This is a genomic window from Treponema endosymbiont of Eucomonympha sp. (assembly GCF_001028545.1).
On record NZ_BBPW01000005.1, the window covers coordinates 1 to 12,871 of the forward strand.

Sequence of the window (12,871 nt, forward strand, 5' to 3'; positions counted from 1 at the left end):
CAGGCGGCAGCATCCACGTCGGAATCAAGGCGTGCGAAGACGCAATTGCTCCCTGCGTTTCACCTGAGTTTTCCCGTAAACCACGCTCCATGTCATACAGCAGCGCGTCAATTATTCCGTTGACGCCGACGCCTTCGGAGTCGAAACCATACTGCCCCAAAAAAGCCTCAGTTCTGATTTTTGAATTTCCTTCTCGATTTCACCTATGATCGTTTTGTCGAAAGGTTGTATTACGAGCATCCGTGCTTCCGGCACCGAAATTTGTGCTACCTGCGCGAGCGGTGTTTTTTCACCATAGTATTCCACGCGAATTTTATCAAACAGCACCGCGCTCGCCCTTCCCGTCCGAATTGCGTTCAATTCATCTTTGAATGCCGCGACGGTTTTTACCATCCTCGCACTGCCGTCATTTTCTATCATATCACGCCTCATTATACAGACGAAAAACGCAGAAAGGCAAAACCTTCTGCGCCTTAAATCTTTAGAGAGAATAGTACCTAAAATCTCGCTGTTTGTTTATACCCCTAACTGAAACAGCGTCGCGTTTATAAGTGCTATTTTCGCGCCGATTTTACTACCGATTTCCGCCATTTTCTTTGCAACAGATACTTTGTCATCCTTTACGAACGGTTGTTCCATAAAGCAGATGTCAGAAAAATGCTTGTTAAGCTTTCCGTCGGCAATGCTTTCCTTTACTTTATCCGGTTTGTCAAGATCGGCAACTTGTTTGACAAAAATCTCTTTCTGTTCCGCAAGATAGGCGGAGTCAACGTCATTTCGCGTGTTATATCGCGGAGTATATGCTGCGATATGCAGGCAGCAGTCAAACGCGAATTCGGTGATCGCCGTATCCGCCGCCTTTTCAGTCGGTTCAACGCCTAGTACGACAACCACGCCAATCTTCCCGTCGGTGTGGACATATTTTGACGCAACCGATCCTGACGGAATATTGATGGCACGAATTCTCCGGAGCATCATATTTTCGCGGACTCTCGTCGCAAGGTCAAGCAGCACCCCCGAAAGCTCATCGTTCACGTCGGTATAGCCTTTCGCCAGCGCCTTTTCCGCGATTTTGTTGCCGATTTTAATGAAATCATCGTTTTTTGCCACAAAATCGGTCTCACAGGTAACTTCACATAGCAACGCTTTGTCGCTCTTTACCGCGATAAAGATGCGCCCTTCGCTAGTCGCTCGGCTCGTTCTTTTTTCAACAGCAGCAAGTCCCTTTTCTTTCAATAGTTTTTCCGCTGCCTTCGCGTCGCCATTCGTTTCAGCGAGTGCTTTTTTACATTCCATCATGCCGGCACTGGTTTTTTCGCGTAACGCTTTCACATCAGACGTTTTTATGTCCACCAATTTCTCCTATTTCTCGCTGTACAAATTGCTTCCATCGACCAAACCGTCTTCTGAGTCGTTTGAGGTTTTATCGGATTCTTTTATATCAGAAGGCGTATAGTTGCTGTAGTCGATGATTTCCATATCTTCGTCTTTATTGGTAGCGCCGTCTATTTCTTCGTCGTCCTGAAAACTTTCGATAATTTTCAGTCCAGCCTCATTGTCAGCTTCGATAACAGCGTTGGCAATGATTTGGGCGAACAACGTAATAGCGCGTATCGCATCGTCGTTGCCTGGAATAGGATAGTCAATACCTTCGGGATTACAGTTCGTATCAACCACGGCGATAATCGGGATATGCATTTTTTTTGCTTCCGCCACCGCAATCGTTTCTTTTTGCGTGTCAACTACAAAAATAATGCCAGGGAGTTCTTTCATCTCTTTGATGCCGGCGAGGTTTTTTTCGAGTTTAGTTTTTTCTTTTTGCAGGGTTGCGATTTCTTTTTTGGTGAGACTTACGAATGTGCCGTCTACTTCCATCTTTTCAAGCTTCTTGAGTCGGAGCAAAGATTTTTTAATAGTAGAAAAATTCGTGAGCATCCCGCCAAGCCAGCGATTGTTCACGTAGAACATGCCGCAGCGTTCCGCTTCTTTGGCGACTGCCTGTTGTGCCTGTTTTTTGGTTCCGACCAGCAATACCGATTTTCCTGAAGTCGTTATTTTGCGGACGGCATCATAGGCAGCTTTTATCGCTGCAATTGTCTTTTGCAAATCAATGATGTGAATTCCATTTCGTTCGGCGAAAATGTATTTCCCCATCCGCGGATCCCAACGCTTGACCTGATGTCCGAAGTGCACACCAGATTCAAGCAAATTTTTCATAGTTACTACTGCCATGATTACTCCTTCGTCAGCAAAACCATCGGTATGCCGTTTTTCTATTTCTCAGGCTACTTGTTTTAATCGCACTGAGCAAAACCGTTGTCCGGAAAATCGGTGTTTCTGGAACACAGGTAACCAGCAAACCCAACAACGCGTTCCGCAAGAGAAGCGCGTTGCAACAACAATATACCATAATAGAGCGAATCTTGACAAGTCGTTGCGTTGCCCCGTCAAGATTTCAATTCGAAAAGCGAATACATCTTGTCAAAAAGATCGCTCAAAATAAATATAGCTATTGCGTATGTTTACCTGTATGACACTACCTAAAGCAGGTAACCCCATAAGTTTTAATAATCCTTGCAATCCGGCAAAAAGTGTGGTAACATTTCAGCATTCTGATACGGAGGTTGTTTCCAATGAATGAAAATCGAATCTTATCGGCTTTTTTGGGGCAGTATGGTTTCGACTCCGAAGGCGTCGGCGTCAACGGAATAATTGACGCGCTGCTGTATGACATGGAGCGTGGTTTACGGGAAAACTCAGGTGAAACGCAGGGAGCAATGGCGTCTTCGCACGCCATGATTCCGACGTGGATGCTGCCGCCTGAAACGTCTCCGAAGAATCAGTCGGTGGTGGTAATCGACGCGGGCGGCACGAATTTCCGCTCGTGTCTGGTATCGTTTGACGGGAGCGGCAAAAGCGACATTTCGCTGTTGCAGCGCTCCACGATGCCGGCGATAGACCGCGAACTGTCAAAATCTGAGTTTTACGGCGCAATGGCGGAAAACCTCGCGCACCTGAAAAACAAGGCAACGCGGGTAGGTTTTTGTTTTTCATATCCGATGAAGATACTGCCGGACGGCGACGGGGAAGTCATCTATTTCTCAAAAGAAGTGAAAGCGCCGGAAGTTATCGGCACAAAAGTCGGCGCAAACCTCGCCACGTCTCTCGCTGCCAAAGGCTGGAACCGCCCTGAAAAAATCACCTTGCTGAACGACACGGTCGCGGCATTGCTTGCAGGCGCGGCGAATATCGCGGACGGCAGGCGGTACGACTCGTTTGTCGGGTTGATTTTGGGCACCGGCATGAATACCGCGTACATAGAATCGGGAGCAATACCTAAAATCGCGGGGGTACCAAATGCGCCTAAAAGCCAGATTATCGTCTGCGAATCGGGCAACTTCAACAAGGTAACGCAGAGCGCGTTTGACCTCGCTGCGGATAAAAAAACGACGACTCCCGGCGTGCATATCACTGAAAAAATGTGTTCCGGCGGGTATATCGGTCAAGCCGCAGGCGAAGCACTCAAACAGGCGGCGACGGACGGGCTTTTTTCAAGCGCGGTTGCGCGCGCGTTCGGCGATTCGTTTGCCTTGACGCTGAAAGATATGGATCAGTTCTTGTACGGACCCTACCGCACGGACACCTTGCTCGGCGAAATCGCCGCGCGCGGCACTGACGCCGATTATCACCTGCTCTACGGCATTCTGGACGCATTTGTCGAGCGTTGCGCGCGGTATATGGCAGCGTTGATAGCCGCCTCGGTGATAAAGTCCGGCAAGGGCGCGCACCCTGCGCGTCCGGTGTGTGTGCTCTGCGAAGGCACGGCGTTTGCAAAGACGCACAACCTCAAGCCCCGAATCATCGGGCACCTTGAAGCGGTGCTGACCAAAGAGCGCCACCTGTACTACGAATTGGTCAGTTTCGATAACGCCATTACCGTTGGCACCGCAATCGCCGGTCTCTGCGGGTAACAGGCATTATCCCGCAAACCGAAGGCACCGCTGCGCAAGCAACGGTGCCTTTTTTTATGTTATACCTCGGCAACCTCGCTTTTGAAGCACGCCAGCCCTTCGCCCGCATAGCGCTCGCGGAGTCCGCGCACCACGCCCAGCACCGTTTCCGCCTCGTCCGCCTCGCAGCACAGCACGAACACGGTGTTGAGCTGTGGCCAAACCGAGCTGCCCAGCTTCGGCGCGGAATACCCGCGCCCTGCGGCGTCCGCATACTGCGTGTACTTGGCGTCCGGCGCGGCGGCTTCGAGGCCGCTCAAAAAATCATCCTCTATCGCTTGGCTCATGATAAGTTCCAGCCGAATATTCTGCATTTGTCGTCTCCTTATGCGGGAACCGTTTCCCGCCGTTTCGTTTGTCGCGTCTGCCCGCGCGATGAATCCCGCCTGCTTTCCTGCCAAAATAGGAAGCTTTCTTGTCCGTATTCTGTAGAATCTCCACGCTATGGCGCGGAAGGCTTCCCTATTGCCGCGCGGAAGCTCTCCCTGTCATAATGCGGAATACTGCCCTATTATAGCACGAAACCGCAGCAGAAAGGGCTTCTTTTTGCGATAAAACGCACTTTTTTTATAACAGGGAATGGTTCCCGCCTCTGCGCGGCTGCCGCAAGCGTTCCGCGTTCCCCTTACGGGGAACGTCCGAGTTCCTTCAAGGAACTCGACATAAAGTTAAAACCGTATGTTGCAGACTCGCGGCATAGCGGCAAAGCCGTGTGGCGGGCATTCATCGGGCTGTTGCCGAGACAGCGGGGTTTGCTCCCCGTCGGAATATGGAGGCTCTCCATACTACGGTGTGGAGAGCCTCCATTATTATGCCTGTGCGCCGCAAGCGTTCGGCTCTGCCTCTATGCCGCGAGTTTACAGAGCAAACTCGGTAGCACGCTTCCAGCGTACGGCAGTTCCTTGAGGAAACTCGGCAGTGGGGTAAAGCCCCTTATCCCCGCCTTCCGCCACGTGCGCGGAAACCCGTCGGCAGGGCATTTGGTAGCCGCTTCGCCTCTCTGTCGAATTTCGCGTTCCCCTGTGTTGCAGACTCACGGCAAAAAGCAGAGCGGCTCTGTGCCATAATGCAGAGGCGCTCTGTGCTACAGTGCAGAGACTCTCTGTATTACGGTGCAGAGAATCTCTCACCTACCGGTGAGAGATTCTCTTGCCTATGCCTCGCCTATCTGCCGAGTTCTTTCAAGAACCTGGACGTTGGGAACGCGCAAGCCGCTTCCGCTCGCTTTTTTTATTGAATATGGCGTACAGCACGGGCATGAGGAACAGCGTCATCAGCGTACCGAAGCTCAAGCCGCCCAGCACCGTCTTGCCGATAGGCTGCGTCATCTCCGACCCCTCGCCGGGGAAGAACGCCATAGGCAGCAAGCCGAGCACGGTCGTCAGCGTCGTCATGAGAATCGGGCGCAGACGGTTTCTCGCCGCCTCCGCGCACGCCTCCTCCAGCGCCAAGCCCCGCTTCCGCAGAAGGTTCGTGTAGTCCACGAGCACGATTCCGTTGTTCACGATGATTCCGACCAGAATGAGCAAGCCGACCGCCGTGATAATGCTGAGCGTCTCGCCCGTCAGCAGGTGCAGCATGACTATGCCGACGAACGATAGCGGAATGCAGAATATGACGATGAACGGGTCCTTGAACGATTCAAACTGGCTCGCCATGACCGCGAACACCAGCGCCACCGCCATGACGATTATGGCGAGAAAGGTTTGCAGGTACTCGAAGAACTGCTTGCTGTCGCCCGCGTAGGTAATGCGCACGCTGTTGTCTTCCGGCAGGTTTTCCCTGACGACGCGCTCCACCTGCTGCTGCACCGCGCCGATAGACAGCGGCTTCCGCTTGCCGTCCGCGCCGGAGATAAGTTTCTGCGGCGTCGCCGTAACGTGCACGGTGCGCGTCTGGTCCTCGCGGCTTATCGACACGGGCGACGTCGTCTCGCGGTAGGAAGCGAAGCTGGACACCGGAATGCGCTGCCCCGACGAGTTGTTCACGAATATGCCCGACAGGTCGTTCAGGTGCGCGCGGTCATCTTCGCTGAGCGCGACGACAATGTCTATTTCCTTGCCCGCATCCTGATACCGTCCCGCCGTCGCGCCGTTTATGTTTGCGCGGATTTCGTTCCCCACGCCGGCTATGTTTAGCCCCAGGTCGTACAGGCGGCTGCGGTCTACCTCGATATCCACCTGCGGCAAGCCGTCCTCAAGGCTGCTCTTCGGGTCAGTCACGTAGTCCGCCGCCTTGTCTTTCAGCAGCGCGACTATGGCGTTCGCCGTGTCCCGCGCGAGCGCAAGGTCGTCGCTCCGAATCTCCACGTCGACGCCGCCCGAACCGCTGCCCATGCTCATGCCCGACTCGCCGAACGACAGCGTCGCGCCGGGGAACGAGTTGAAGTGCCGGCGGAGCTTTTCCTTCGCGGCGGCTTCGCCGTCGTAGCCGTTTTTGCGCCGCTCCTTATCCGGGTACAGTTCTACGCTCACCGAGCCGGAGCTGGCGGAGCCGCTCGTGCCCAGCATTCCGCTGTTGCCCGCCGACAGCCGCGAGCTCTTCACGCCCTTGATTTCCCTCCGCGCAAGGTCTTCGATTTGGCGGCAGAGCGCTTCGGTCGTCTCTATGCGCGTCCCCTTCGGCAGCGCCACGTCCACCGTAATCCGGTCGGAGTTTTGGCTTGGCATTAGGATGAACGGCACCGCGCCTGTTGCCACCAGCGCAACACTCCCGATAAAGAGCAGGGACACGGCGAGCACGACCGGCTTTTTATGGCGGAGCGCGCCGCGCACGACACCCGCGTACCCGTCGTCGAGCCGCTGGAAGAACCTGCCGAGCGCGCCGTCGAGCACGCCCGCGACGCCGCGCTTCCGCGCGCCGACGTTCTCAAGCTTCAGGTATTTTGCCGACAGCACCGGCACCAGCACCACCGCCACCGCAAGGCTGCACAGAAGCGAAAACACAATGGTGAACGTCAGCCCGCTGAAAATCTGCCCGTACATGCCGAGCTGGCTGCTCAGCATAATCATCGGGAGGAACACGCAAACCGTGGTGAGCGTGCTGGCGGTGATAGCCATAAGCATTTCGCGGCTGCCCAGCACCGCCGACACCTCCACCTTCGCGCCGCGCTCGCGGTAGCTGTAAATGTTTTCAAGGATGACTATGGAGTTGTCGACGAGCATACCTACGCCGAGGCACAGCCCCGCCAGCGTCATGATATTGAGCGTGAAGCCGCAGAAATACATGAGCATCAGCGTAATCACCAGCGCCAGCGGAATGGTTATTCCGATAATCAGCGTGCTTTTTATGGAACGGAGGAATATGAACAGGATGATAATCGCCAGAATCGCGCCCTGAAGCACCGTGCTCGTTACCTGTGAAATCGAGGTGCGTATCATATCGGTGGTGTCGAACGCGACAGCGAGTTCCACGTCCTGCGGCAGCGTCTTCTGCATTTCGGCGACTTGCCGCTTGGCGCGGTCGGAAACCTGCACCGAGTTTTTGCCGCCCTGTTTCTGCACCGACAGCATGACGCACGGCGCGCCGTCCACATAGGCAATAGTGCTCACCGGCTTGAAGCCCTCGTACACGTCGGCAATGTCGCGGAGGCGTATGGATTCCGCCGACGCCGACACGCCGTACTGCGCCGCTTTGTACGAAATCACCGTGTTGCGGATATCGTCGAGCGAACGGTACTGCCCGCTCGTGGTGATCGTGTAGCTTTTGTCTCCCTCGCTGAGCGTGCCGCCCGAAATCTGCGCGTTCTGCGCGCCGAGCATCTGCTGAATCTGCGTTACCGTCAGCGAATACGCTTCCAGCCGGTCGCGGGGAATATCTATGTTTATTGACTTCTCGCGCCCGCCCGTGATATTCACCGACGCGATTCCGTCCACCTGCTCGAGGCGCGACTGCACGATATCCTCGGCAAGGGCGCGAAGCTCCTCCGGCGTGCGGCTGCCGCGCAGCACCAGAGCCATAATCGGTATCATCGAGGGGTCGATTTTCAGAATCGTCGGCGTGCCCGCGTCGCCGGGCAGGTACTCCTTTACCAGGTCGATTCGGTCGCGCATCTCGTTTCCGGCGGAGTCGAGGTTCGTGCCGTAGTTCAGTTCCAGAAACACGACGCTCTGCCCCGAGGACGACGTGGAGTGCAGCACCTTCAGCCCCGTAACGCTCGATAATGTGCTTTCCAGCGGCCGCGTTACGCCGCGCTCCACTTCTTCGGGACCCGCGCCCGGATAGGTCGTCATCACCGCGATATACGGTATCTCCATATCCGGCATAAGGTCTATGGGAAGCCGGATTGCGGTGTATACGCCGAGCGCCGCGAGCAGGATAAAGATAATCAGCACGGTCGTCGGCTTAGAGACCGCCAGCTTGGGGATATTCATTCCGCTCCCTCCCCGCCCGCCTTCGCCACGACGTTTATCCGGTTACCGTCGGAGAGGAGCGTCTGCCCCTTCACGACGATTTCGTCCCCGGCTTCCAGCCCCGACAGGATTTCGACGCGGTCGTCGACGCGGATTCCTTCTCTTACCGGAATCAGGCGGGCTCTGCCGCCGCTCGCGGCGAATACGAAGGCGTCGCCCGCCCGCCGCACGAGCGCGTCGTAGGGCACGGCGACGACGTTTTTGCGCTCGTCGGTGATGAGCCTGACCTGCGCGTACATGCCGATTTTAATGCGGCTGTCGGCGGAGTCGAGGCGGAGCTTCGCCTGCATGGTGCGGCTCGCTACGTTCAGCACGGGGCTGACCTCCGCCACGCGCGCGGGGAAGGTTTCCGCGGGGTACGCGTCGAACGAAATCAGCGCGGCTTGCCCCAGCCTAATGCGCGAAACGAAGCGCTCGGCGATATCCACGGTGATTTCAAGGTCGTTCGCCGTGCTGATTTTGCCGAGGGACACGCCCGGCGAAACCGTCGCGCCGACAGGCATCGGCAGCGATGTTACGGTGCCCGCAATCGGCGCGCGCACCGGGCTTTTCGCGTAGTTCATACCCGGCTTCGACGGGTCGACGTTCGCCCCGCCTGACCCTCGCGCCCGGCTTTACGAACACCTCCGCGAGCTTCCCCGCGGATTCGGGTGTCGACGGTCGACGCCGCTTCCACGTCTCCGCCGAACTCCAGATAGGCGTCGAAGTTCTCCGCCCGCACGACCTGCGTGTTCACCGCGAACACGGCTTCCGCCGCTTCGCCTGCGCCTTTCGCGCCCTGCGCCCCGCTCCGGCCGCAGGCAGCCAGCGCCGCCGAAACCGCTATTGCCGCCGCAAGCGCGGCGCTGCCATTCAGCCTCATACCCGTTCTCCTTCCGCTGCCCGCGTCTCTTGCTGCGCGGGCGGCGCCCGCTTCCAGAACCTCTGCCCGCAGGCTAATCCGCCGCATAAGTCTCCCGCCCATATCTTGTTCTCCTTCTTTTTATTCCGCCCCGCCCCGAACGGCGGCATTTTGCTGTTTAGGCGTTCCGCTCGCGTTACGCCCGTGCAGGTGTCTCATGCCCGCCCGCGCAGGTATCTCATGCCCGCCCGCGCAGGTGCCTCATGCTACCGCTTGCGCGAGACGCACACGCAGAACAGAGTGTTTCGCCCCGCCTGTCGAGTTCCCTCAAGGAACTCGAACGTTCGGCTTTGCCGAACGCAACACGCCCGTGTTTCAAATGCAGGGCGCAGGCTTCGCCCGCCGTCGGCTGAACCGCCGCACTTTCAGAATGCCTGTCTCCTGCCGCGCGCTCACTGCGCCAGCTTCGCGTTGAGCGCGTATTCGAGGTCGAGCACGCCGCTCAGGTAGCTGAAGCGCTCGTTCAGCAGCCCCAGTTTCGCCTGATTGAGCGAGGACTCCGCGTCGCGCAAATCCAGCAGCTCGGTCGTGCCGTTCCGGTACGACAAAGCCGTCATGTCGCAGGCGCGCTGGGCAAGCGCGATATTCGCCCTGCTCGCCTCGATTTGCGTACGCGAAAGCTCCAGCGCGGCGGCGAGCTGGCGGATTTCGTTCACCGCCTGGTCGCGGAGGGTGCTTTTGGCAAGCTCCAGCTTCCTGATATTCGCCTCCAAATCCTTCGCGCCCTGCCGCGACTGCGACCATGGCAGCAGGTTTGCCAAATCCCACGACAGCGTCAGCGACAGTCCGCCGTTGTCCGCCCAATTGTTCTTGAGCGCCGTTACGCCCGCAGTCGGCTGATAGCTCCAGCCAGCCTGAAGCGCGGGCGTAAACGCCTGCAAGTCGAGCGCCGCTTTCTGCGCCGCGAGCTGCTCGATATTCTTGTCGAGCGCTTGCATATCGAGGCGCGCGCCGAGGTGCTCCCGAATGAGCGCGTCGGCGTCCGCCGCATAATACGCGGGGGCGATTTCGCCTTTGAGCCGGATTTTCGTGCCCGGACTCATGCCCAGCAGGAACGCGAACGTGTCGAGGCTCTGCGCGAGCGACTGCCGCAGCTTCAGCACCTGCGGCTCCTGATTCTGGTACGCGACCTTCGCCTGCAGCAGCGAAAGCTCCGGCACCTTGCCGTTCCGGTAGCTGATTTCGGCTTGCGCGGCGCGGCTCTTCGCGCTTTCCAAGCTGTTTTCCTGCAGCGCGAGGCTTTCCTGCGCGAGGAGCAGGCTGTAGAACAGCTTCCGCACGTCGCGCTCGGTCTGCCGGAACGCCTGCTCCCGCGTAATCAGCCCCGACTCGTAGCCGACGTGCGCCGCGCGGATACTTTCCAGCGTTGCCGCGCTGAAGCCGAGCGACAGGCTCGCGTTCCCCGCCGCCCGCCAATGGTCGGACTCGGTCGGGTCTGACGGTTTTGATGCGCTGGCTATCTCGTTTGTGCGGCTCATCGTGCCCGACACCTGCGCTGACGGCAGAAGCGCGTTCCACGCCGTGTCGCTCGCCCGCTTCTTGATTTCCAAGTCTATGGCGCCGCTCTGAAGCTGGCGGCTATTCCTGAGCGCGTATTCCACCGCCTCTTCCGCCGTCATGGCGACCGCCCCGTCCGCCGCGCCGCCGGGCGCTGCGTTGCTTGAAGCCTTGCTCTGGGCGAAGACCCCCGCCGGAAAAACCGCCAGCGCCAATGCCGGAATCAACGCCGCGCCCGTCGTCCGAAATCCGCTTTTCTTCATACAAACTCCCTTCTCTACACTTATTCTTCTGTAATAATCCGTTCCAGTACGCCCGGAACCCCGTTTTGCGACGCCTGCTTCCGCCTGCCGACGCATTCCCGAAACCGGCGCAGAGGCAGCCACTATTGTCAAATCAAGTGTTGCTATTGTCTATTCAACAGTTGAATTGACCTGTTCAAGTGCCGCCCTGATACAGGCTGCTGATTTTACCGCCGCGCGAAAACAGTGTCAATGCCTGTCGCGGCATTTATCCGCCTGCGACACGCCATATCCGGTTTTAAGCGGCGCGGATACTGCGCCGAACGCTCCTGCAAGATTTAGGCGCTTTCAGCCGCGCAAACCCTATCGCCGACCGCTTAACTATAAAATCGGGCAGTCGGTATGCGAAAAATATAATGATTTCATAAAGAAACATCAAGCGATTCCGGCATTGTACCGCGCAATTTCCGGGGTTTGCAGCAGGCGGCAAAGCGCGTGTCTGCCGGATATTATTTTTTCCCTACTGCCGCCGACTTGTTATGCGCGGCGCGGACGGCGTGAATGATTGCGGCGCGGAATCCGCGTTCCTCCAATACGGACACCGCCTCGATCGTCGTGCCGCCGGGCGAACACACCGCGTCTTTGAGCGCGGCGGGGTGAGCGCCGCTTTCGAGCGCCAGCGCAGCCGCGCCTTTCAGGGTTTGCGCCGCATAGATATATGCCTGATTCCGCGGCATGCCGAGCAGCACCGCGGCGTCCGCAAGCGCTTCGATAAAGATAAAGCCGTAGGCGGGACCGGAGCCGCTCACCGCTCCCGCGCAGTCTATCAGGCTTTCGGGCACCTGTTCTATCCGGCCCGCGCGCGAAAGCAGCGTTTTGACCAGTTCCGCCGCCGCATTTTGCCGGTCGTCAGCGGCGAGCGCGACTATTCCCTCGCCGACGCTCACCGGCGTGTTCGGCATAATGCGGACGGTTGCCGCAGGGGGCGCGGTGCGCGTTTCCGCGAGGCAGTCTTTTATCGCCGTCAGCGAAACGCCTGCCGCCATGGAGACGAGCGTTTTCCCCTTCAGTTCCGGCGCGATTCCTGTGAGCACGTCCGCGACCAGATACGGCTTTACGCCGATGAAAATAACCCCGCACCGGCGGGCAGCGTCGGCATTCGATTCCGCCGCGCGCGCGCCGATTTTCGCCGCCCGCTGCCGCGTTTTTTCCGGCGAGCTATCCGCCAGATAGATATGGTCGGCGGGAATCACGCGCGACACCGCTTTTGCAAGCGCAGAACCCATTGCCCCCGCGCCGATAAACCCGACGGCGATTTCGTCAATTTCAGTGCTCATAGCTGCTCCTGTCATTTTGCGTTGCCCTGTTATACACATATGCGGCGTGATTTTCAAGCAGCGCTCGCCGCGTTCAGCGCAAGCCGTCAGCGCATTTGTCTTCTATAGAATATGCGTTACCTTTGCGGGTAACGTCCGAGTTTCTTGAGGAAACTCGGCATAGAGGCAAGGACATACCGTACCTACCTGAAAGCCGACCGGTAGACGATATAAAGCCGTAATACGGATAAGCGCCTACCGGGACTACCGAGCGGACTTGCCGAGGGCAGCGCCCGCCCTGTTTATCTGCCGCGTTCGGTAAAGTCGGTGTTGCATTTGTCCTCTATAATATATGCACCCTTCGCGCTGTGCCGCTTGCCTACAAAAACACCTCTGCCCCGCCCTTATGCACTTGTCTATATTCCGCCTATGTGCAGAGTTCCTTCAAGGAACTGCCGCACATAGGCGGCAAACCTTCGCGGCCGTCTTGTGT

The 12,871-nt window shown here is 57.5% G+C and carries 9 protein-coding genes and 1 pseudogene; 1 reads left to right on the forward strand and 9 read right to left on the reverse strand.

Translation table 11 applies throughout. The features are described 5' to 3' along the window. Nucleotides 1–162: 162 nt before the first annotated feature. The 3 genes and pseudogenes from AWU74_RS00495 to rpsB form a co-directional block, all read right to left on the reverse strand. A pseudogene (locus tag AWU74_RS00495) lies at nt 163–420 on the reverse strand (ribosome-recycling factor); the annotation flags it as partial. A gap of 96 nt (nt 421–516) precedes the next feature. Next, entirely contained in the window at nt 517–1,353 is an 837-nt protein-coding gene (tsf, locus tag AWU74_RS00500) for a translation elongation factor Ts (protein WP_062326573.1), read from the reverse strand. Between the two features lie 9 nt (nt 1,354–1,362). Beyond that, nucleotides 1,363–2,232, reverse strand: a complete 870-nt coding sequence (gene rpsB, locus AWU74_RS00505) for a 30S ribosomal protein S2 (protein ID WP_062326575.1) — start codon at nt 2,230–2,232, stop codon at nt 1,363–1,365. Between the two features lie 401 nt (nt 2,233–2,633). On the opposite strand from rpsB, the gene AWU74_RS00510 reads away from it, so the two are divergent. Continuing rightward, nucleotides 2,634–3,971, forward strand: a complete 1,338-nt coding sequence (locus tag AWU74_RS00510; protein WP_062326577.1) for a hexokinase family protein — start codon at nt 2,634–2,636, stop codon at nt 3,969–3,971. 59 nt (nt 3,972–4,030) lie between these two features. Here the strand turns inward: AWU74_RS00510 and AWU74_RS00515 are convergent, their stop codons facing one another. The 6 genes from AWU74_RS00515 to proC form a co-directional block, all read right to left on the reverse strand. Further along, nucleotides 4,031–4,411: a PG0541 family transporter-associated protein gene (locus AWU74_RS00515; protein WP_062326579.1), complete on the reverse strand. Its 381-nt coding sequence runs from the start codon at nt 4,409–4,411 to the stop codon at nt 4,031–4,033. Between the two features lie 780 nt (nt 4,412–5,191). After that, entirely contained in the window at nt 5,192–8,383 is a 3,192-nt protein-coding gene (locus AWU74_RS00520; protein WP_062326581.1) for an efflux RND transporter permease subunit, read from the reverse strand. Then, nucleotides 8,380–8,985 (reverse strand): efflux RND transporter periplasmic adaptor subunit, encoded by a 606-nt coding sequence (locus AWU74_RS00525; protein ID WP_062326584.1) that lies wholly within the window; start codon nt 8,983–8,985, stop codon nt 8,380–8,382. Before AWU74_RS00525 ends, AWU74_RS00520 begins: the two co-directional genes overlap by 4 nt. Then, complete coding sequence (locus AWU74_RS12520; protein ID WP_238580099.1) at nt 8,982–9,284, reverse strand: hypothetical protein; 303 nt, start codon at nt 9,282–9,284, stop codon at nt 8,982–8,984. The genes AWU74_RS00525 and AWU74_RS12520 overlap by 4 nt, the downstream gene beginning before the upstream one ends. A gap of 431 nt (nt 9,285–9,715) precedes the next feature. Beyond that, nucleotides 9,716–11,083: a TolC family protein gene (locus AWU74_RS00535; protein ID WP_062326587.1), complete on the reverse strand. Its 1,368-nt coding sequence runs from the start codon at nt 11,081–11,083 to the stop codon at nt 9,716–9,718. A gap of 488 nt (nt 11,084–11,571) precedes the next feature. Then, complete coding sequence (gene proC, locus AWU74_RS00540; protein WP_062326589.1) at nt 11,572–12,399, reverse strand: pyrroline-5-carboxylate reductase; 828 nt, start codon at nt 12,397–12,399, stop codon at nt 11,572–11,574. Between the last annotated feature and the right edge of the window lie 472 nt (nt 12,400–12,871).